The 20,769-nt window shown below is 41.5% G+C and carries 23 protein-coding genes and 2 pseudogenes; 17 read left to right on the top strand and 8 right to left on the bottom strand.

Annotation, left to right across the window (positions count from 1 at the left end):
* Nucleotides 1-10: 10 nt before the first annotated feature.
* From PPIS_RS14055 to PPIS_RS14045, 3 genes are all read right to left on the bottom strand, one after another.
* Nucleotides 11-2,170 carry an ATP-binding protein gene (locus PPIS_RS14055; protein WP_010376438.1) on the bottom strand — a complete coding sequence of 720 codons (2,160 nt, stop codon included), beginning with the start codon at nt 2,168-2,170 and terminating at the stop codon, nt 11-13.
* 152 nt (nt 2,171-2,322) lie between these two features.
* A complete protein-coding gene (locus tag PPIS_RS14050) occupies nt 2,323-2,979 on the bottom strand; it encodes a helix-turn-helix transcriptional regulator (protein ID WP_010376437.1) in 657 nt (218 codons plus the stop codon).
* Nucleotides 2,980-3,207: 228 nt separating this feature from the next.
* Entirely contained in the window at nt 3,208-3,579 is a 372-nt protein-coding gene (locus tag PPIS_RS14045) for a histidine triad nucleotide-binding protein (protein ID WP_010376435.1), read from the bottom strand.
* Between the two features lie 173 nt (nt 3,580-3,752).
* Here PPIS_RS14045 and PPIS_RS14040 point away from each other — a divergent pair, with 173 nt between their 5' ends.
* Nucleotides 3,753-4,361, top strand: a complete 609-nt coding sequence (locus PPIS_RS14040; protein ID WP_010376434.1) for a DUF2057 family protein — start codon at nt 3,753-3,755, stop codon at nt 4,359-4,361.
* Between the two features lie 127 nt (nt 4,362-4,488).
* Here the strand turns inward: PPIS_RS14040 and PPIS_RS14035 are convergent, their stop codons facing one another.
* Nucleotides 4,489-5,460 carry an integron integrase gene (locus PPIS_RS14035; RefSeq protein ID WP_010376433.1) on the bottom strand — a complete coding sequence of 324 codons (972 nt, stop codon included), beginning with the start codon at nt 5,458-5,460 and terminating at the stop codon, nt 4,489-4,491.
* 250 nt (nt 5,461-5,710) lie between these two features.
* Between PPIS_RS14035 and PPIS_RS14030 the strand changes: the two genes are divergently transcribed.
* The 4 genes from PPIS_RS14030 (at nt 5,711) to PPIS_RS14015 (ending at nt 7,636) form a co-directional block, all read left to right on the top strand.
* On the top strand, nt 5,711-6,040 hold the full coding sequence (locus PPIS_RS14030; protein ID WP_010376432.1) for a hypothetical protein: 330 nt from the start codon (nt 5,711-5,713) through the stop codon (nt 6,038-6,040).
* A 114-nt stretch (nt 6,041-6,154) separates the two neighbouring features.
* Nucleotides 6,155-6,547, top strand: coding sequence for a DUF6678 family protein (locus PPIS_RS14025; RefSeq protein ID WP_248694201.1), 393 nt, complete (start codon nt 6,155-6,157; stop codon nt 6,545-6,547).
* A 103-nt stretch (nt 6,548-6,650) separates the two neighbouring features.
* On the top strand, nt 6,651-7,037 hold the full coding sequence (locus tag PPIS_RS14020; RefSeq protein ID WP_010376426.1) for a hypothetical protein: 387 nt from the start codon (nt 6,651-6,653) through the stop codon (nt 7,035-7,037).
* Nucleotides 7,038-7,147: 110 nt separating this feature from the next.
* Nucleotides 7,148-7,636 carry a hypothetical protein gene (locus PPIS_RS14015; RefSeq protein ID WP_010376424.1) on the top strand — a complete coding sequence of 163 codons (489 nt, stop codon included), beginning with the start codon at nt 7,148-7,150 and terminating at the stop codon, nt 7,634-7,636.
* A gap of 351 nt (nt 7,637-7,987) precedes the next feature.
* Here the strand turns inward: PPIS_RS14015 and PPIS_RS25395 are convergent.
* A pseudogene (locus PPIS_RS25395) lies at nt 7,988-8,143 on the bottom strand (transposase); the annotation flags it as partial.
* 100 nt (nt 8,144-8,243) lie between these two features.
* On the opposite strand from PPIS_RS25395, the gene PPIS_RS14005 reads away from it, so the two are divergent.
* Nucleotides 8,244-8,588 carry a hypothetical protein gene (locus tag PPIS_RS14005; RefSeq protein ID WP_249031220.1) on the top strand — a complete coding sequence of 115 codons (345 nt, stop codon included), beginning with the start codon at nt 8,244-8,246 and terminating at the stop codon, nt 8,586-8,588.
* Between the two features lie 426 nt (nt 8,589-9,014).
* On the opposite strand, the gene PPIS_RS14000 is transcribed toward PPIS_RS14005, so the two are convergent.
* Nucleotides 9,015-9,986, bottom strand: coding sequence for a hypothetical protein (locus PPIS_RS14000; protein WP_010376422.1), 972 nt, complete (start codon nt 9,984-9,986; stop codon nt 9,015-9,017).
* Nucleotides 9,987-10,294: 308 nt separating this feature from the next.
* Here PPIS_RS14000 and PPIS_RS13995 point away from each other — a divergent pair, with 308 nt between their 5' ends.
* The 5 genes from PPIS_RS13995 (at nt 10,295) to PPIS_RS13975 (ending at nt 12,938) form a co-directional block, all read left to right on the top strand.
* Nucleotides 10,295-10,771 (top strand): YfbM family protein, encoded by a 477-nt coding sequence (locus PPIS_RS13995; protein WP_010376420.1) that lies wholly within the window; start codon nt 10,295-10,297, stop codon nt 10,769-10,771.
* A 125-nt stretch (nt 10,772-10,896) separates the two neighbouring features.
* Complete coding sequence (locus PPIS_RS13990) at nt 10,897-11,247, top strand: hypothetical protein (protein ID WP_010376417.1); 351 nt, start codon at nt 10,897-10,899, stop codon at nt 11,245-11,247.
* An 18-nt stretch (nt 11,248-11,265) separates the two neighbouring features.
* Nucleotides 11,266-11,448: a hypothetical protein gene (locus PPIS_RS13985; RefSeq protein WP_010376416.1), complete on the top strand. Its 183-nt coding sequence runs from the start codon at nt 11,266-11,268 to the stop codon at nt 11,446-11,448.
* Between the two features lie 144 nt (nt 11,449-11,592).
* Nucleotides 11,593-12,549: a glycerophosphodiester phosphodiesterase family protein gene (locus PPIS_RS13980; RefSeq protein ID WP_096040882.1), complete on the top strand. Its 957-nt coding sequence runs from the start codon at nt 11,593-11,595 to the stop codon at nt 12,547-12,549.
* A 53-nt stretch (nt 12,550-12,602) separates the two neighbouring features.
* On the top strand, nt 12,603-12,938 hold the full coding sequence (locus PPIS_RS13975) for a hypothetical protein (RefSeq protein ID WP_010378185.1): 336 nt from the start codon (nt 12,603-12,605) through the stop codon (nt 12,936-12,938).
* A 173-nt stretch (nt 12,939-13,111) separates the two neighbouring features.
* Here the strand turns inward: PPIS_RS13975 and PPIS_RS13970 are convergent.
* Nucleotides 13,112-13,747: pseudogene (locus tag PPIS_RS13970) on the bottom strand (spermine/spermidine synthase domain-containing protein); the annotation flags it as partial.
* A 126-nt stretch (nt 13,748-13,873) separates the two neighbouring features.
* Here PPIS_RS13970 and PPIS_RS25390 point away from each other — a divergent pair.
* Both PPIS_RS25390 and PPIS_RS13960 read left to right on the top strand, forming a co-directional pair.
* A complete protein-coding gene (locus tag PPIS_RS25390) occupies nt 13,874-14,080 on the top strand; it encodes a hypothetical protein (RefSeq protein ID WP_249031219.1) in 207 nt (68 codons plus the stop codon).
* A gap of 53 nt (nt 14,081-14,133) precedes the next feature.
* Entirely contained in the window at nt 14,134-14,469 is a 336-nt protein-coding gene (locus tag PPIS_RS13960; RefSeq protein ID WP_010378185.1) for a hypothetical protein, read from the top strand.
* Between the two features lie 173 nt (nt 14,470-14,642).
* Here the strand turns inward: PPIS_RS13960 and speE are convergent, their stop codons facing one another.
* On the bottom strand, nt 14,643-15,503 hold the full coding sequence (gene speE, locus PPIS_RS13955) for a polyamine aminopropyltransferase (RefSeq protein WP_010378188.1): 861 nt from the start codon (nt 15,501-15,503) through the stop codon (nt 14,643-14,645).
* Nucleotides 15,504-15,723: 220 nt separating this feature from the next.
* Here speE and speA point away from each other — a divergent pair, with 220 nt between their 5' ends.
* The 4 genes from speA (at nt 15,724) to PPIS_RS13935 (ending at nt 20,752) form a co-directional block, all read left to right on the top strand.
* Nucleotides 15,724-17,604: a biosynthetic arginine decarboxylase gene (gene speA / locus PPIS_RS13950; RefSeq protein WP_010378190.1), complete on the top strand. Its 1,881-nt coding sequence runs from the start codon at nt 15,724-15,726 to the stop codon at nt 17,602-17,604.
* A 110-nt stretch (nt 17,605-17,714) separates the two neighbouring features.
* On the top strand, nt 17,715-18,590 hold the full coding sequence (locus PPIS_RS13945; protein WP_010378193.1) for an acyltransferase: 876 nt from the start codon (nt 17,715-17,717) through the stop codon (nt 18,588-18,590).
* A 15-nt stretch (nt 18,591-18,605) separates the two neighbouring features.
* Complete coding sequence (locus PPIS_RS13940) at nt 18,606-19,526, top strand: acetyltransferase (protein WP_010378195.1); 921 nt, start codon at nt 18,606-18,608, stop codon at nt 19,524-19,526.
* Nucleotides 19,523-20,752, top strand: a complete 1,230-nt coding sequence (locus PPIS_RS13935; RefSeq protein ID WP_010378197.1) for a mechanosensitive ion channel family protein — start codon at nt 19,523-19,525, stop codon at nt 20,750-20,752. The genes PPIS_RS13940 and PPIS_RS13935 overlap by 4 nt, the downstream gene beginning before the upstream one ends.
* Nucleotides 20,753-20,769: the final 17 nt, after the last annotated feature.

Raw genomic sequence — 20,769 nt, 5'->3', positions numbered from 1 at the left:
TTAATGACGCTTAACCCATTGCCTCTTTACGAACGAAGTGGAGATATGCCGCGAGACTGTCTTGCCATAGCGTCATGGCTTCTGTGAGCTCATCATGGCAAGATTTGCCATCCAATAAGCGGCGCTCTGCTTTTTTCAAGTTTGAGCCATAGCGATTAAATCCAAGTTGTAAGGCGGTGCTGGCTTGACGATGAAGCTGTCTGATACATTGATCTTCATCTTGCTCTAATAGCTGCTGAATATGGATGAGTTTATTACGAGCCGACAACACAAACTCGTTGTAAATCGAAGAGACTTCATCTTCACTAAATCCAGATTTTAGGGCGTTTACAGCCGTTTCATCGTACAGGATATCGGGCAATTCCACGCTCACATTGGCTTTTTTAGGAGACTGTGACTCGCTAAGCGCTTGGCGTAATTTTTCTTGTTTTATCGGTTTGCCAACAATATCGCGAATGCCGAGTGCCAAGTATTCTTTTACCTCGCCTGGGCTGAGGCTGGCAGTAAAGGCTAGAAAAGGGGTTCGTTTGTTTTTATGCTCACAATTTTGTAGCTGCTTTAATACTTCTTGCCCGGAAAGATCGGGTAAGTTCATGTCTAACAACACCACATCGAAATGATGCTGTATTAGCATCTCGATGGCGCTTTTACCATTGGTTGCCAATTTAACCTTATGCTCATCTTCTGCCATAAACTCAATAGCGATTTTTTGGTTGAGATCTAGGTCTTCGACCAACAGTACTTTCAGACCGGTGATACAGTTATCGTGCTGCGGGCGCTGCTCCACTAGGCTCAGTTCACCAATGTTTAGCAGTAAATCAAAACTAAATGTACTGCCTTTGTTAAGCTCGCTTTGAATATCTAACTGTGAACTCAGACGGTTGAGTAGGCGACTGGTAATGGCAAGCCCCAAGCCTGTGCCACCCTTAACTTTACCTGCACTACTTTGTACGTATGGCTCGGTCAGCTTATTAATATCTTCACTTTCAATACCTGGCCCTGAGTCCGTGATACTAAAGCGCACTTTATGCTCAATTTGTTGGTCTTTTAAAATCTCAACTTTGAGTCTTACTTCCCCTTTATCAGTGAACTTAATGGCATTACCAACGAGGTTGATAAGAATTTGTCTCAGCTTTTGTTGGTCAAAGTAATAGCACACCTGATCGGGCAGCTCGTACACCAATTCAAAGTGCAGCTTCTTTTGCTCTGCAAGCGGACTTAACAATAAGCAAAGGTTCTGTAGCCAACTTCTAAGCTCAACGTCCTCTTCGTACAAGGCTTCATCACTTTGCTCCAAACTGGCGTAGTCTAGTACTTTATCAATCAGTAAGTTTAGCGATTCAGCAGAGTTTACGATAGCCTCACAGTAGGCCTTGTTGCGACTATCTCTGGTGCGTCCCAATACCAGTTGGGCGCTGCCCAAGATACCGTTAAGCGGAGTGCGTATCTCATGACTGATCGTTGATAAAAACATACCGCGCAGCTCTAGGTCCTGTTGTGCCTTCAATGCTAATTTATTAAGGTTTTGTTCTCTTTGCTCGTTACATAACAGCGCCATACCTGTTGCATAAAAAATAGGTGCAAGAACGCCATTGAAGAAAATAGTGATGGTAAACCAGTTCTCTTTGAAAAGCGTGAAATGCGTTACTTCTCCCATTAATAGGGTTCTGCCGGTAAATATCACCAATATAATAAGTAAAATGGTGATATAGACTATGCTGCCGTTAGGGTATTTATTTCGTGCAAAGCGGCTAAAGAAATAGAGCAGCAGTGTCGCTTCAGCTAAGTGTTGTAAGTCCGAGATAAGGATCCTATCTCTCAAGTTTGGAGAGAAAATACTGCTGTACATCAACAAAATGAAGAGCCCAGCAGTAACGCCGAGAAACACTTTAAAGGATGGGCCTTTAATCCCTAAAAATTGCCTTATCGCCATGCAGTGGATAATGGAAGCCGCAAACAGCAAGGTATTAGCAATGGGAATAGTTTCCCAGTTGTCAAAATAGCCGTGTAATGCAAAGGAAGAAATCGCACAGAGCAAAACCAAAGGGTAAAAAATATAGAGCAGCGTTCCGGGTGTGCTTTTATTTGCTCGCCACGTTAAAAAGGTAAGGAGCGCCATCATTGCCGTCATGACGAGACTAGTTAGGTAGAGGGTTTTTGGGTCGAGCATGTACCTAAGGCTGCTTTCAGTTGCGAAAAAACTTAGCATAGAGGTATTCGCCAAGGCAGTAAAGCCTGTATGAAGCTGAAGCCTCGATATCGCGATGTCAGCGCTGTCTTTCACCCGCCAACTTGCGTCAGCAGGTTAAAGACAGATGAAGCTTAGCGGATCTCGTCAGGAATATTCTGCTGAGCCCACGAAAGGAGTTCGATACGGTTACGACATTTGGTTTTACGAAATGCACTGTACAAATGCGTTTTCACCGTATGTGGACTGATATTTAGCTCTTCAGCGATCTCTTTGTTTTTCGCACCTTTACTCATCAGCGCGATAATTGCTTTTTCTCGCTTAGTGAGTTTCACAGGTTCGATATCACCTTCGGTTAGTTTATGTAATGCATCTTTATTAAATTGCAGCATGCGATTTAACACATTACACATCACGTCACGGCGATACCACAGTTGATCTTCAAGCAACAAACGGATCCCTTTCATTAGCACGTCGGCATTATCAGTCGTGTAGAATACGCCACGAATCCCGCTTAGCAGTGCACGATTGGCCAGCTCCGGATTTTCATCTAAGTTGAATAGTACGATATCGCATTTGACTTTGAGGTTGACTAGTTGTTCTTTTAATTTACCCCAAGAATCGTTCACTGCGGTTTCGATGAAAAGTAATCGAGTGCCTTCAGGCACATCTGAGATATCAGTTCCAGTCGTAACATCCAACCCTTGGGTTTTTAACAAAGGTTGTAACACATTGATACCAATGGTGTTAACCGGTTCTTTATCTAATAACAAAAAAGCACTACTGCTCATTTTAGGACACACTCTAATTTTTCCGATTTCTCAATGCTAACATGGGATTCAGACCTTTTGTATTAGAATTTTTAATACAAGATAGAGAAATCCGCTATATAACAAAGTGAAATAATAACTCGAAATTATGTACAGAATATGTATTTAAATGTAATTTGTTGAAATAAGTAAGCTTTTAACGATTTTCGTTAATAACTTACTCATTTACATTGCTTAACAGAGAATAATCTAAACTGGTACTTTTTTCGTATTTTGATAGGGCGGCCAGCCCATTTCTTTTCCAGCTAATACATGTAGATGAAGATGATATACGGTTTGACCACCGTGATCATTACAGTTCATCACTACGCGATAACCATCTTCTGCAAAGCCGTGCTCTTTCGCTAATTTGGCTGCAACAACATATAAATGACCAACAAGATGAGCATTTTCTTCCGTCACGTCATTGATAGTTGCAATTGCTGTTTTAGGAATAACTAAGACGTGAAATGGCGCTTGTGGATTAATATCTCTAAACGCGAGTGCTTGTTCATCTTCGTAAACGATGTCTGCAGGGATTTCTCGATTAATAATTTTGGTAAAAATAGTTTCTGAACTCATGGTCCCTCCTTATCTGGCATATTGAATTGCTCTAGCATAGCTAACTCTCAAGGAGACTCAATAGATTTGATGCGTTATCCCACTGCGCATCAATTAAAAGGGTAGAGATATAAGCAGGTATGCAGTAATCTCATCAAGGTATAATGATTTGGTACTCACGAAGGAGTGAATAGATGCGCTTAAAATATACGCTTGCGACCGCTGTTTTACTGTTGTCACCGCTTTCACAGGCTGCGTTGCTAAGTTTTCCTGAAGAAATTATTCCCTTGCAAGTTGATGATAAAACCATTGAACACTCATTCTTCTCCAAAGTGCGAGAGTTGGACTTAGCCAAAGGGGAGTATGCGGTCAAAATGCGTTACACCGACTTGTATGAAGTGGGCTATGACGACCACGAAACCATAGAGTCGAAGCCATTTTGGGCAAAAATAAGTATCGATCAAGACGGCGAGTATCAGGTTGAATTTAACCGACCTGACAATGTGGTTGCAGCAAAGGCATTTGCAGATCAGCCATTGATTATGTTGCAAGCACCCAATGAATCGTTAGCGACAACATTGGTAGTGACACAAGAAAGACCAAGAGTAACGACAGCGATGGTAAGTGAGCCTTCAACATCCACTGCACCACGTTATTCAACGCCAAGTACTGCCACACGAGCCGTTACGCCAGCGGCGCCTAAATCAGCACATCCAGATGTGGTTGGTATGTTGGAGTATTGGTGGCAACAAGCAACCCCAGAACAAAAACGGTTGTTTTTGGAAAAAATAAAGGGCAATTAAGCCCTTTATCTGAATACGTCTTAATGTGATCTGTTAGTCTTTATTAACAGGGCTCAATCAAATTGGACCGTTGTGTATGTGCCGGAAACGAACCCGCAGGCGTAACTCGTTTTTGGCCTATAACAAGCTAGAAAATTTTGCTCAAAGGGCTAACAACACCGTTTGCGCCTAGCTGTAAAACATGAGTATATATTTGCGTTGTCTTCACATCGGAATGACCAAGTTGAGCTTGTACGGTTCTAATATCTGCACCACTTTGTAGTAAATGAGTAGCAAATGAATGTCTAAAAGTGTGGGGCGTTATAGGTTTTGTTATTTGTGCTTTTTTGGCTGCCTCTTTAACCGCTTTACGTACTCCTGTTTGATGAAAATGATGTCGGCGGATCTCGCCAGTTTCAGGATCAGCACTTAACTTATATGAGGGAAATAGATACTGCCAAGCAATTGACTTATTGGCGCTAGGATATTTTCTTGCTAGTGCGTTTGGCATCCAAACACCAGCATAATATTCGTTCTGGGAATCTAATTTTAAGTATTCATTAACCTGAGCAATTTGATTTCTTAGCAAAGGTATAAGTTCAGTGGCAAGTGTAACTACCCGATGTTTATTCCCTTTTCCATTCCAGATCCGAATGCACTTGTAGTCAAAATCAATGTCCTGAACTCGTAGTTGAACGGCTTCCATTACACGTAGGCCGCTACCATACATTAAACCTGAAATTAAATAATATCGTTTACTTAAAAACGACATGAGGCGTTTAACCTCATCGGGGGTCATAACAATTGGCAACTTAGATTGGCGCTTGCTTCTGACAAACGTTAAATTAGGACACAAATCCTGTTTAATTATTTGCTTATACAGAAAAGATAATGCATTTAACGCTGTCGCTTGTGTTTTAGGCGACACATTGCGTTTAAGTACAAGGTAGTCGAGATATTCGACAACCTCGTTATCGCCCATTGAAGCTGGGTGGCGCTTATCATGAAAATGAATATAGGAAGAAATCCACTTAAGATATATATCAACGGTTCTGAGCGAATATTGCTTAGTCAGCATAAACTCTGCGATGTGGTTTAAAAATGGTGAACGAGTTCTCATTGAGCTAGTCCTAACTGGGCTGTATTTATATACAGTATTATTGTGTTTCTCCTATAGTCAAGAAAACGACTCACTGGGTCGTTTTTATCCTTATTCATAGTTTCTGTAATGATTAAAAATATATCTGTAGCAACAAGTTAGTTATTGTGATAAAGCTGGTACAATGAGAATAATGACCCATGGCTCGGTAGAAAAACGACCCATTGGGTCGATATTAAATTGTTAGCAGTTTTTCGTATAGAGGTGCCGATTGGATAAGTTAATTATAAGTCTAATACTTGCTATTATCAGCGGTATATTCTTTCTCGCATATAATAACCCTAAAGGTTATGAATATCTTATGGAAAAGTGTGCAGAACTTTTTTCTCAAATGTGTTTAATTGTCATTTGTTTTGTTGCTGGTGTGCATTTCACCTATTGGCAATTAGAGATTCCTTTTAAAGAACAATCATTCTACTCTTATGTAATTCCAAATTATGCTTATATTTGGGGTTCAGTAATTTTATCTTTTATTACTTATGTTTCATTAAGCGCCATTGGAAGACTTTTACAATCATTAAAGGAAAAAGGTGGTGATTAAACTGCTAACAAGCAATTAAACAGGGATAAAAAACTTGCGGGCTATTCGCTTCGCTCAATTTTAGCCCACAATTTTTTACCCGTTAATCGGGCGTTAGGGTTTACGGAGAATTTGGTGAAAATTCGAGAAAGGTTTTCTTGTTCATATATGTCTAATGCTAAATGGAGAAAGCTTTTTAGCGTTGTTAATGAAAACAACGTGCAATTCACTCATTGTCAGTGGAAGCTTGTAAACGAAACTGACCCTAAGCTAGGGCACTTACCAGATTTTGACTCACTTGGTGAATATTATGTTGGTGATTGTGGTGCTTTGAATGGCCCTTTCGACTTCGAGTTAATCGAATGGTTATTTATTCCAGCATCACTAGGTTATAAACCATATGAAGGCTCTCCAACCATTTACAAGACTCAAAGTGTTCAACATCTGATCGAGCAGTTAAATGTTTTGGGAGAGTTTGAGTTCACAAGTGATGACGAAGGTTTAAAAATCTTTGGGTATAAACCCTAACAAACGCTTTAACCAAGGGACGCAAAACAGCAGGCTTGCGCTCCTTCGTCGCTGATTTTAGCCTGCTATTTTGCGCCGGTTAAGCGAGGCGTTAGGTAACTAAATGAAAACTGAGCTTGATATACACAATTATCAAAAATGGTTTCTCGAAAACTTTCAGTATAGGGACAGACTATTAACTCTTACTGTTGAAGAAATGCTCCCTAAAGAAGAGCAGTTACGAGAGCCGCAACGTTATTTAGTTATATTCACTTTTACTGTAATGTTTCAAGTTTATGATGAATGTGATCACAGGAATGACTTCCATGCTGATCGGCAAGAAGGTGTTCTAGCTAAGTACAATGCGTCACGCTTATTGGAGCACGCTAAGTCAGATACAATTGTTTTTGATACTGCAGTTGGAACACTTGAACATTGGTCGTTAATGACAACCAACGAATTCGTGCATGTTATAACTAATCAACCACCTAAAGTGATAAACGTTACCTAACAAACGCTTTAACCAAAGGACGCAAAACAGCAGGCTTGCGCTCCTTCGTCGCTAATTTTAGCCTGCTATTTTCCGCCTGTTAAGGCGGGCGTTTATATTCCCTGTGAGATATGAGTAAACTCGAAACTAAACTACACGAATTCAAATGTAAAAAAGAGCATGAAGTCTTTATATCGAGATTAGATTCTGGACTTCAACGATTGTTTTCTTCCGTTGAGATTACTTTTAACCAAGCAGCAATTAAAAACTTGGCCATGTCTAAGTGGATAGATGGAAAGTGTATCTCTAGTAGAGCTGATGCTGAAAAATGGGAAAGGTATGAATTCGAAGATTTTGAGTTAGCGATAGAGTCGATAATCAAGCTATCACTCAGGAGCGAAATAGTTGGATGGCTTAGCTTTGATTTCAAAGGGACTCACTATCAATTGAGTTCAGAAGAACTACAAACGAACCTAATAGAAATCGCAAAGCTATTGCGATGTGAGAATGGTGGGTACAGGGATTTATCTTGGGTCGGAGAAACTGAAGACTTCGGTATAATCTTCGAGTATAACGAGCGCCAATCTCCACAATTTGAAATATGCGTATGGGGAATATAACAAGTTAATTATTAAGGACATTTTTACACTGTCGCTTCGCTCCAAAACGTGCGAAAATGCCTAATATTAAGGCGTTAGTTGTTTTGAAAGTCTGGAGTAATTTGAAAGTATGGATGCCAATCAAATAGAGGCTTTAGCGAATCGATGACACCCACTACTATTTGCATTAACGCTAGACAAACTTAGGTTAAAAAGTATCAAAATACTTAAATCACTGGGTACAGAAACGCTCACCTATAGGCCAATTTTGAGCGCCCAAGCGTATTCCTAAACAAAAACGGGGTTATCGCGCACGACAAAGCGCTGTAAATACAACAGTTATAGATTTTCGAGTTGATAGTGTTCGCTTTACTAAGCCAACAAGCGCTCGCAGTTTGTTAGGTTCGTCCGTCGTCGTTTTTGCAGTGTTTCGCAGTAAGCGGTTATTGTCCGCTCTCGACCAACTGCACCGTGAAATACCCGTGAAAACTGCGTAGTGAGTTTTATCCAGTTCTCAGGCTCTATATTGAAGCATGAAGTCTTTATATCGAGATTAGATTCTGGACTTCAACGATTGTTTTCTTCCGTTGAGATTACTTTTAACCAAGCAGCAATTAAAAACTTGGCCATGTCTAAGTGGATAGATGGAAAGTGTATCTCTAGTAGAGCTGATGCTGAAAAATGGGAAAGGTATGAATTCGAAGATTTTGAGTTAGCGATAGAGTCGATAATCAAGCTATCACTCAGGAGCGAAATAGTTGGATGGCTTAGCTTTGATTTCAAAGGGACTCACTATCAATTGAGTTCAGAAGAACTACAAACGAACCTAATAGAAATCGCAAAGCTATTGCGATGTGAGAATGGTGGGTACAGGGATTTATCTTGGGTCGGAGAAACTGAAGACTTCGGTATAATCTTCGAGTATAACGAGCGCCAATCTCCACAATTTGAAATATGCGTATGGGGAATATAACAAGTTAATTATTAAGGACATTTTTACACTGTCGCTTCGCTCCAAAACGTGCGAAAATGCCTAATATTAAGGCGTTAGTTGTTTTGAAAGTCTGGAGTAATTTGAAAGTATGGATGCCAATCAAATAGAGGCTTTAGCGAATCGATGACACCCACTACTATTTGCATTAACGCTAGACAAACTTAGGTTAAAAAGTATCAAAATACTGAGTGCGAATCGATGACACCCAATACTATTTGCATCAACGCTGGACAAACTTAGGTTAAAAAGTATCAAAATACTTAAATCACTGGGTACAGAAACGCTCACCTATAGGCCAATTTTGAGCGCCCAAGCGTATTCCTAAACAAAAACGGGGTTATCGCGCACGACAAAGCGCTGTAAATACAACAGTTATAGATTTTCGAGTTGATAGTGTTCGCTTTACTAAGCCAACAAGCGCTCGCAGTTTGTTAGGTTCGTCCGTCGTCGTTTTTGCAGTGTTTCGCAGTAAGCGGTTATTGTCCGCTCTCGACCAACTGCACCGTGAAATACCCGTGAAAACTGCGTAGTGAGTTTTATCCAGTTCTCAGGCTCTATATTGAGTCGAGTAAGAATAGGTTGTGCTTCATTGATATACCCGCGTTTATCGGCTCGAATACACTGGCCTGTAAGTTCAACTAATTCAATATAGGATTTGAGTTCAAAAGGTAAGCCTTTTGGCACATGTTTTCGTGGGCTGCCAGCAAAGCGTAGTAGGCTTTTTGGTTGTTTGCCCTGTTTAGCGTAGTCGATGCGTTTTTTGATGCTGGTGTAGTCTGAGGTTTCAGGCGTTGCGGCAATTTTGGCTCTAATTGGGTTTAGGTCTACGTAAGCGAGGCACGCAGCCAGTGCTGCCTCGTCTAGTAATGCTTGGGACTTAAACCGTCCTTCCCAAAACCGACCTGTACAATTATCTTCTTTATTTGCTCGACGGGCGATGTCTTCGTTAAGCACACGCATAAACCAGCTAATATCTGCGAGTCTCTCCCTGTACTTGGCGACATGCTCATCAAGTATCAACTGCTCCGACTCATTGAGAGGCTCATCTTTAATAAACTTTTGGCTTATCCAATTACCTTTAAACAACTTGTGCCACCGTATCACAATCGCTTTATCCGATAGGCGCTTAGCCTTTTTATCATCAACATATAAAACAATGTGGGTGTGATTACTCATCACAGCATAAGCACAGACATCAATACAAAACACGGAGCCCAACATCAATAACTTTTCTTCAACCCAATCCCGGCGATGTTCGTATGATTTTCCGGTGAATTTATCTTCACCACACAGAAAGGCACGCCTTACGCAACGGGAGATACAGTGGTAGTATTTGGTGTCGGTTAAGCTGATTTGGTTTTTACGGGCAGTAGCCATCCTTTGTTTTCCTCAATCCTTTGAGTGCAGAATTAGAGCTTAGGCGGTATCTTAGGAAGGTGCAAATTAGTGGTGGTGTCAGCAATTTACCATCAATTTACCCAAATTAGTGGTGGGTGTCAGCAATTTACCCATCGCAATTTATCAACAACAAACCAGCTTAAAAAACGCCCTAAAATAACAACCCACACCCAACTAAACGATTGAATCAAAATAGGAACTCAGTTATCGTTTGTTGATTACAAAAACAAATTTGAAACGAGTTACTCTACAGGCTCGTTATGTTTCTTGAACAAGGAGTCCACAATATGTCAATGATAGCGTCATTAAAAAGCGTGAGTGAAGAACGGCTTAATGAGATATTGGCAGAACCGTCTAAGCTAGTATCGTATTTATTTGAAGACGACAGTGGCAAAATGTGTGATGTCGATAAAGCGTGGCATGCAATTCATTTCTTACTGAATAAAAGCGTTTGGGAAACTACTTCTCTAGGTGGTTCTGTATTTTTAGGAGGAATACCTATTTCTGATGAAGATGTTGGTTATGGTCCTGCTAGATATTTCTCGACTGAACAAACTAAAGAAATTTCGTCTGAATTATCGAAAATATCTGACAATCAATTGTTAGAGAATTTTCTTAATCTGGTTGATGAATCTGAAATTTATCCAGGCTTTGAAGATAGAGAGGAAGATAGAAGGTACATCACTCAGAACTTTATTCATTTAAAAGAGTACTTAGCAGAGCTTGCAAAAGCTGATAGCTGTCTAATTAGCTATATGTGCTAAAAACATAACAAGTGCCTAAACCAAAGAACGCAAAACAGCAGACTTGCGCTCCTTCGTCGCTAATTTTAGCCTGCTATTTCGCAAGCGTTAGCCGCTTTTCATGCTTCAATGTTTGCAGGTAGCAAATGAAATTAGATTTAAGAAAATCCCCCTTACAGATTTTTAGCCGTCAATTAGTAAGGTTGAAATACATACAGCACATTCAAAATGATATAGACAAAGAGAAAACTCGCAGACTTAGCAATAAAATAGACTATTTAAATCAGGCATACATTTTTCACTTGGTCGCATACTGGCAGGTTTTTATTGAGTCCTTAGTGAATCGAAAATTGGATGATATCGCATCAGAAAGTCAGCTGCATGCTTTAGATGATGTTTTAAAGTCACATATCGAAAGTCAACTAAAAATGTTTAATACACCTAATACTGAGAATATAGATCAGCTTTTTGAAGCTACACTCGGTTTAAAAAAATAACTAGTTGTTGGAACACCGATGAGTTTAGTAAAAAAGAAGCGCATGATCGCCTTAAACGTATTTTTGAGTTCAAGGCATCAAATTGCCCATACTGGAAGTACTTCTAAGAATCTGACTTATGAGTCAAATTTCGAAGATATGAATTTTCTCTATGGGCTTGCAACTTTGCTACAAGGAGCAGTCGATGAGCATATTGTTTAGTATAAACGGCTAACAAGTGCCTAAACCAAAGGACACAAAACTGCTGGCTTATGCTCCTTCGCCGCTAAGTTTAGCCAGCTATTTTCTGCCGTTTATGGCAAGCGTTAGCTTTCATCGAGCATCTATCAAGGATTCAGGTAATAAATGTTTATAAAAATAGTTAAGACGTTTTTGATCGCACTGTCTTGCATAATCATACTAGGAGTTGTTAACGCTTATGTGTTCGTTCCTGACCTACAGCGACATGGCGAGATCGTGGCCTATCGAGGAGGCGGAAGCGCGGTTAATTATGAAAAACTAAAGAAAACTGGCTGTACCGCCCTTTCAATAAAAGCATCAAGCATCAATGCTGTTGAGAACACACTAGAAGCTGTAGCTTCTTCCGTTGCAGCCGGAGCGAACGTAATTCATCTAAATGTTCACAGAACTCGTGATGATCAACTGGTTGTTTTTCATGACTGGACGTTAGATTGTGCTACAAACGGGTCTGGGCCGGTACATAAAGCATCATTTGAGCAGTTGAAAAGTATTGATGCAGGATATGGATATACGTTTGATGATGGTGCGACTTTCCCATTTAGAGGAAAAGGTTTTGGGATTTCTAAGTTAGAGGCGTTTTATAAACGGTATCCAAAGCATGAGTTTTGGTTAAACCTAAAGGATAACGACATACGTTCATTCGAAACTCTATATGAGTATCTATCTGGAAAAAAATCTAGCCATATTGTTATTACCTCTTCAAAAGGTATGGAGTGGTTTCGAAACAAGGATTCATCTTTACGGTTAGCAAGTGTTGGTAGTGTAAAGAGTTGCGGAATAAATTATCTTTTAGTTGGATGGGCGGGGTTAGTTCCTGACTCCTGTAGGAACACCATTCTTTTTATACCACCCTCGATGACAAAGTATTTTTGGGGCTACCCTGAACGCCTTGCATCAAGATTACAGAGCTATGGTTCGGATGTTTATCTATGGTCTCGACATGAATCGATCACCCAATCCTACGATGACGTTGTCGCATCGGGTATTGGAGTTATCACTAGTGATCTTGATTTTATTCGTGCAACACAAGCTAACAAACGCGTCAATCAGGACGCTCGCTAGCTCGCGCTTATTGCGCGGGCGATAGCTGTACAAGGAAAACCTGAGTAGTGGAAATGTTCGGAGAAATTATCAAGAATATGTATGGGATGTCACTGGCTGAGTTCGCTGTGATGATAGTAGATACTCTTACTTATCTAATATCTCTTTTCATAGTACTTTTCGCATTTGTTAAGCTTGATAAAGTTACAAAAAGTAAGCATGCCAAAGGAGTTAAAATCTCTATTGTTGCTACAATTTTTTCTTCATTTGTAGCTAGTTCAATTGTAGATAGTTCTGAAGAGCTTGGATTAATTGAGGTGTTTGTATTTCTTATACCCTCGATTTTTACGCTATTAGCGGCAGTTTGTTTTTATCGGTTTACTAGAGAAGTGCTAGTAAAGTACAGCTAACAAAGCCGTTAAACCAAGGACACAAAACGTTTTTGTTCAAAAACGAGCTAGAGCGAACGTCTGTTGTTCGCTCATAACTTCAGAGTAGGTGAAATGTTAACCGAATCATCAAGGCTGTAGGGTCAGATATGAGCCACTACACTTTAACAATTAAATTTATGTTCTGATTCGGCCTACTTTTCGAAAGCACGCTTCATAAAGTTAGGTGTTGCTAATGCACCCTTATGAATACCTGTGTTGTAGTACTCAGTATCAAATGTTGCGTTATCAACGTCTTGCTCGCGGAATCCGGCAAACTTTTGATCTTTACGCGCCATCGTTGCTGACCACAGACCGCTTGGGTAGATTGGCTGTGGGAAAGGCAGGGTTTGCAGATCAACAAAGCCTACTTCCAACATTGCATCGCGCATTTCTAATAGCAACGGCATGTGCATCAGTGGTGATTCGCTCTGCTGGATCATGATACCGCCAGTTCGAAGCGCTGCTAAACAGCTCTTATAGAATGCATGGTTGAATAAACCTTCACCAGGGCCAACAGGATCGGTGCCATCAACGATAATAACGTCGATAGACTCTGCTTCGGCTTCACGCATATATTTGATGCCATCATCAAACATTACAGTTGCGCGAGGATCGTTATTAGACTCACAAAGCTCAGGGAAGTATTTCAAAGACATTTGCGTTACAACTTCGTCGATATCAATCTGAGTTACTTTTTCAACGCCAGGGTGCTTTAATACTTCACGCAATGTGCCACAGTCGCCACCGCCAATGATCACAACATTTTTAGGTGCAGGTTTCGAAACAAGGATTCATCTTTACGGTTAGCAAGTGTTGGTAGTGTAAAGAGTTGCGGAATAAATTATCTTTTAGTTGGATGGGCGGGGTTAGTTCCTGACTCCTGTAGGAACACCATTCTTTTTATACCTCCCTCGATGACAAAGTATTTTTGGGGCTATCCTGAACGCCTAGCATCAAGATTACAGAGCCATGGTTCGGATGTTTATCTATGGTCTCGACATGAATCGATCACCCAATCCTACGATGACGTTGTCGCATCGGGTATTGGAGTTATCACTAGTGATCTTGATTTTATTCGTGCAACACAAGCTAACAAACGCGTCAATCAGGACGCTCGCTAGCTCGCGCTTATTGCGCGGGCGATAGCTGTACAAGGAAAACCTGAGTAGTGGAAATGTTCGGAGAAATTATCAAGAATATGTATGGGATGTCACTGGCTGAGTTCGCTGTGATGATAGTAGATACTCTTACTTATCTAATATCTCTTTTCATAGTACTTTTCGCATTTGTTAAGCTTGATAAAGTTACAAAAAGTAAGCATGCCAAAGGAGTTAAAATCTCTATTGTTGCTACAATTTTTTCTTCATTTGTAGCTAGTTCAATTGTAGATAGTTCTGAAGAGCTTGGATTAATTGAGGTGTTTGTATTTCTTATACCCTCGATTTTTACGCTATTAGCGGCAGTTTGTTTTTATCGGTTTACTAGAGAAGTGCTAGTAAAGTACAGCTAACAAAGCCGTTAAACCAAGGACACAAAACGTTTTTGTTCAAAAACGAGCTAGAGCGAACGTCTGTTGTTCGCTCATAACTTCAGAGTAGGTGAAATGTTAACCGAATCATCAAGGCTGTAGGGTCAGATATGAGCCACTACACTTTAACAATTAAATTTATGTTCTGATTCGGCCTACTTTTCGAAAGCACGCTTCATAAAGTTAGGTGTTGCTAATGCACCCTTATGAATACCTGTGTTGTAGTACTCAGTATCAAATGTTGCGTTATCAACGTCTTGCTCGCGGAATCCGGCAAACTTTTGATCTTTACGCGCCATCGTTGCTGACCACAGACCGCTTGGGTAGATTGGCTGTGGGAAAGGCAGGGTTTGCAGATCAACAAAGCCTACTTCCAACATTGCATCGCGCATTTCTAATAGCAACGGCATGTGCATCAGTGGTGATTCGCTCTGCTGGATCATGATACCGCCAGTTCGAAGCGCTGCTAAACAGCTCTTATAGAATGCATGGTTGAATAAACCTTCACCAGGGCCAACAGGATCGGTGCCATCAACGATAATAACGTCGATAGACTCTGCTTCGGCTTCACGCATATATTTGATGCCATCATCAAACATTACAGTTGCGCGAGGATCGTTATTAGACTCACAAAGCTCAGGGAAGTATTTCAAAGACATTTGCGTTACAACTTCGTCGATATCAATCTGAGTTACTTTTTCAACGCCAGGGTGCTTTAATACTTCACGCAATGTGCCACAGTCGCCACCGCCAATGATCACAACATTTTTAGGTGCAGGGTGCGAGAATAGCGCCGGGTGACTCATCATTTCGTGATAGAAAAAGTTTTCACGCGTGCTCACCATAGTGCAACCGTCAATGATCATCAGGTTACCAAAATCCGTCGTTTCAAACATTTCTACTTTTTGAAATGGTGATTGGATTTCGTCTAATTTTTTGTTGACTCTAAGTGAAAAAGCGCTGCCATCGCGGTCGCTAATTTCTGTAAACCAACGGTTTGCTTCTAAGTTTGCCATGATTGTGTTCACACTTGATAAAAATTAAGGCAATTTTGCCAGTGCTTGCGCCTTTGCTCAATCAATTTTAGTCAACATTTTGTACTTTGCCTCATATTAGTCCTAATCAAGCATGGGCTATTTATCAGGTTTGTAAGCTAATGAAAACGCAACTTTAGGTCGCATTGACTAGCCTCGCGTATTAGAATGAAGCTTTATAAAGAATTAATTGAGAGCAGCAATGACTTGGGGTCTGCAAACAGCACGTTCTATCTATAACGTTACTCACTGGAGTGACGGCTATTTTGATATCAATGAACAGGGCCAGTTAGTGGCGTTTCCTGATGGTGATCGCACTAAGCCACCAATTCTTCTTCCAGAGTTAACTGAGCAATTTAAAGCGCAGGGGCTAACTTTGCCGGTTTTGGTACGTTTTACCGACATTTTAAAACATCGTGTCGATACCTTGACTCAAGCATTTACTGCTGCACGAACTCAACGTGATTACCAAGGCCAGTACACCTGTGTTTACCCAATAAAAGTGAATCAGCAGCGCTCGGTTGTCAGCAAGTTATTAGCGCATCCAAGTGGTCTTGTTGGTCTTGAAGCCGGCTCTAAGCCTGAGCTAATGGCAATTTTGGGTGTGGCACACCAACCTATTACCATTGTCTGTAACGGCTACAAAGACAGTGAGTTCTTGCGCTTAGCTTGCATTGGTCAAGCGATGGGTCATCAAGTAAACATAGTTGTTGAAAAGCTCTCTGAGCTGGATACCTTATTACAGGAAATCGACGACTTAGGCATTGAACCGTCGATTGGTATTCGTATTCGTCTTAATTCAGTTGGTAAGGGCAAGTGGCAAAATACTGGTGGTGAAAAAGGCAAGTTTGGTCTTACTGCCAGCCAAGTGCTGCAAGCGGTTGAGCTACTTAAGTCGCATAATCGTTTGCACTTAATGCAGTTGGTACACTTCCATATCGGCTCGCAAGTTGCCAATATTCGTGATATCCAACGTGCGCTTAAAGAGTGTGCGCGTCACTATGCTGAGCTATACCAACTAGGTGTTCCGCTGCGTATCGTTGATGTTGGCGGTGGCCTCGGAGTGGACTATGAAGGTTCAGGTTCTCGTAGCTCATGCTCTATGAATTATACGGTGGCGGAATACGCGAAAAATGTGGTGCATGCTTTTCATGATATTGCGGAGCTCAATAGCATTCCGCATCCGGATATTATTACTGAATCTGGCCGAGCATTAACTGCCCATCACGCGATGCTGATCACGGATGTGATCGACGTAGAAAAAGCACCAAATCAAGTCGAACCGGTGCAACCACAAGATACCAGCCCACCAGTATTACAAGAGTTATGGCATTCGTTGACACAACTGACCCCTCGCATGGCTTTAGAAACTTATCATGACGCTATGCACTTGTTCAGCGATGCACACGACCAATACGTGCATGGTTTGATCAGCATGCAAGAGTGGGCGCAGCTTGAGCAGCTTTACTTCACGACACTTCATAAAGTGCGTGAGTGCTTAAATGAGAATGCGAGAGCACACCGAGAAGTATTAGACGACCTCAATGAAAAGCTGGCTGATAAACTGTTTGTGAACTTCTCGTTGTTCCAATCACTGCCGGATGTGTGGGGTATTGACCAGCTATTTCCGGTGATGCCTATCGACAAGCTCAATCAGCCGTTGACGCAAAGGGCGATTATTCAGGACATTACCTGTGATTCTGATGGTCAAATCAACAGTTATGTTGAGGGTGCGGGTATTGAGTCAAGTTTACCCATTCCAGAGTATGTGCCGGGAGAGCAATATCACGTTGCGATGTTCTTGGTGGGGGCCTATCAAGAAATATTGGGTGATTTACATAACTTATTTGGTGACACCGACTCAGTACACGTTGAGCTTTGTGATGAGGGTTATAAACTCACTAATGCAATCAAGGGCGACAGTGTTGAAGATGTACTGCGCTTTGTTCATTATGACAAAGCGGTACTATCTGAGAACTATGCACAGCAAGTCGCGGCGTTGTCGTTGCCAGAGTCAATTAAAGCTCAGTATTTACAAGAGTTAAATGCTGGACTTGAAGGTTATACTTACTTCGAAGATTGATTTCTAGATAGTGAAATGGAATAAATTATAGCCGACCAACTGGTCGGCTTAATTGTGTGTGATTTTCAAGGTATGATACAGCTCTGCCGTAAAACACGATGAGGGAATGAATGTCGTTTATTCGTAAAGTGATCAGCATCTTGCTGTACGCCGTTAACACTATATTTTGGTTTATACCGATCTTTATTTGTGGCTTGATTAAGCTACTACCCATCCCACCATTGCAAAAAGCCATGAGCTATATTGCTAAAGCGTGCGCAAGTAACTGGGTCGCGTGTAATTCAGTGAGCCAAAACCTCATTGCGCCGTATACGCTCAATGTGAGCGGATTGGATGAGCTAAAACGCAAAGACTGGTACTTGGTTATTGCCAATCACCAAAGTTGGGTGGATATCTTAGTGTTGCAGCGAGTGCTTCATGGCAAAATCCCGTTTTTGAATTTCTTTTTGAAAAAAGAGCTGCTTTACGTACCCGTGCTAGGTCTTGCTTGGTGGGCGCTCGATTTTCCTTTTATGACGCGAACCAGCAAGTCGCAATTAAAGAAAAACCCTAAATTGCGTGGTAAAGACATAGAAACGACGCGAAAAGCATGCGAAAAGTTTAAAACAATGCCTGTGAGTATTGTAAACTTCGTTGAGGGTACGCGTTACACCGAGTCCAAGCATAGTAAGCAAAAAAGCCCATTCACACACCTGCTTAAACCAAAAGCGGGAGGCATCGCATTTGTGATGCAGGCCATGGGTGAGCAAATCAGCAAAGTGGTGAATGTCACCATCCACTATCCCGGTGGTGTACCAACTTTCGCAGACTTTATCGCTGGTAAAGTGAAGTCAGTAGATGTTCAGGTAGAAGTAATGCCGGTCAGTGCAAACTTGGTCGGCGACTACACGAATGATCCCGAATTTAGAGTGCGTTTCCAATCCGAATTAAACGCCTTGTGGCAAGCTAAAGACGCACAACTTGTGGAGCTTGCCGATAAAAAGTAGTAGAAGGATGTTGTGATGTTAAAACAAATACTACCTAAGTGGTTTCTCGGGCTATCGGCCAGTGTGTGGCTGCTGGTGAATACCTTTGTATGTGGTTTATTGGTGCTATTGTTTGGCATCATAAAATTGCTTGTGCCAGTTAAGTTTATCTCTACAGCACTGCACTTTTTTTACGGTATGTGGTGTAAAGGCAATTACCTTGGTTTGCGCATCGCGTGCGACAAAATCCAAGTGAGCTTGCCAAAAGAATTACACGCTCAAGGGTGGTATTTGTTAATTTCCAATCACCTTAGCTGGCTTGATATCGTTGTGCTTAGTGCCATGGAGGTACTACCTGCACCTAAATTTTTTCTAAAAGATGAATTGAAATACGTGCCTTTTATTGGCACCGGTGCATGGGCAATGGGCATGCCATTTATGAAACGTGCGAGTAAAGCGCAGATCGCCAAAAACCCTAAGCTTAAAGGGATGGATGTAGAGCGTACCAAAGCCAGTTGTCGCAATTTTCGTGATCATCCCACAACGGTAATTAATTTTGTGGAAGGTACTCGTCATACTAAAGCCAAACATGCGCATCAAAATAGCCCGTTCAAGCATCTGCTCAAACCAAAGGCGGGTGGTGTAGCGTTTGCCCTAGAAGTGTTATCTGAGCAACTTGACGGCATGCTCAACGCGACTTTGGCTTATGAGTTAGAAGGTGAGCATATTTGCCGTGCATTTACGCTTGGACGCTTGGACGCAATTGATGTAAAAATAGACTACATCGCGATGGAAAAAGTGCCGCTTGGTAACTATCAAGCCGATAAAGTTTATCGTGTACAGTTTCAATCTTTTATGAATGAAGTTTGGCAACGCAAAGATTGCCAACTCGAAGCGCATTGGCTGCATTCGACTGAGCCAAATGACACGCTCAATGAGGAGCTAAAACAGCTATGAAGTTTGATCACCTTCATGACGTCGTTCAACCGTGGTTAAAAGAGTTACCGCAAGGCACTGTGATCAGTGCTTTATTCACCAATGGTGTCGCGGTTGTTGGATTATTGTTTTTATATTGGGTGATCCGCCGTTTAGTGCTACCCAATGTTGAAAACCTCGCGCGGCATATTTCACCGCGTAAAATTGGTCACCTTGCCCCTCAGTTAAGTAAATTTAGCGGCCGCTTTGCCTTTGTATTGTGTTTACTGGTCTTTTCCGCCTACCACGAGCGTCTATTTGTCGCGCCTGCTTGGGTGTTTATCGTGCTGGAAACACTGGTGTATGTCATGTTGGTGGTGGCATCTGGATTTTTATTTAGTAGTTTAGTCAATTTAGGTAATGGCGTTTATAACCTCTTTCCATTCGCCAAAGAAGTGCCGATCCAAGGGATTATTCAGGTAATTAAGCTACTGATATTTATAGTTTGTTCTATATTGGTGGTCAGTATCTTGGTAGATAAATCACCAACTTATATTCTTTCCGGTTTTGGTGCTATCGCGGCAGTCATTATTTTGGTATTTAAAGATACGATTTTGGGATTGGTTGCGAGTATCCAAATAGCAGCCAATCGACTGGTAACCACTGGCGACTGGATCCAAGTTGACGCATTTGGTGCAGATGGCGAGGTGATTGATCTGGGTTTAAATACCGTTAGGGTACGTAACTGGGATAACACCGTCACCACCATACCAACCTATATGCTGATCTCTGATTCATTTAAAAACTGGCGTGCCATGCAAGAGTCAGCAGGACGCCGTATCAAACGCGCTATTCACATTGATTTTACTAGCATTGAGCCGTTGCCTGAGCAAAAGCAAGCGTTGCTAACCGAGCAGTATCCACTGCTGGAAAAGCTTGAAGATGTACCAAGCGATATCACCAACTTAGGCTTATTTAGACGCTATGCAGAGGCCTACTTGAAGCAGCATGATGCCATCAATCAAGATTGTTTATGTATGGTCAGGGAACTTGCCCCCACGCAACATGGTTTGCCTCTAGAGTTTTACTGTTTTAGTCGCGATAAGCGCTGGGTGTTTTATGAGCACCTACAAGCCGATATTCTGGACTACATGCTAAGCGTAATGCCTGCATTTGGGTTACGTCCATACCAAAGTGTGAGTGATTACTTCGGTGCACACCGCGTGAAGGTGCGCGCCGGTAGCAAACCTGACGCAACTTCAGAATAATCAGCCAGGCCACTGAA

This window comes from Pseudoalteromonas piscicida, from assembly GCF_000238315.3.
Lineage (GTDB): Bacteria > Pseudomonadota > Gammaproteobacteria > Enterobacterales > Alteromonadaceae > Pseudoalteromonas > Pseudoalteromonas piscicida.
The sequence above is the reverse complement of the archived record's forward strand: the minus strand, read 5'-3'. Positions and strand labels throughout refer to the sequence as shown.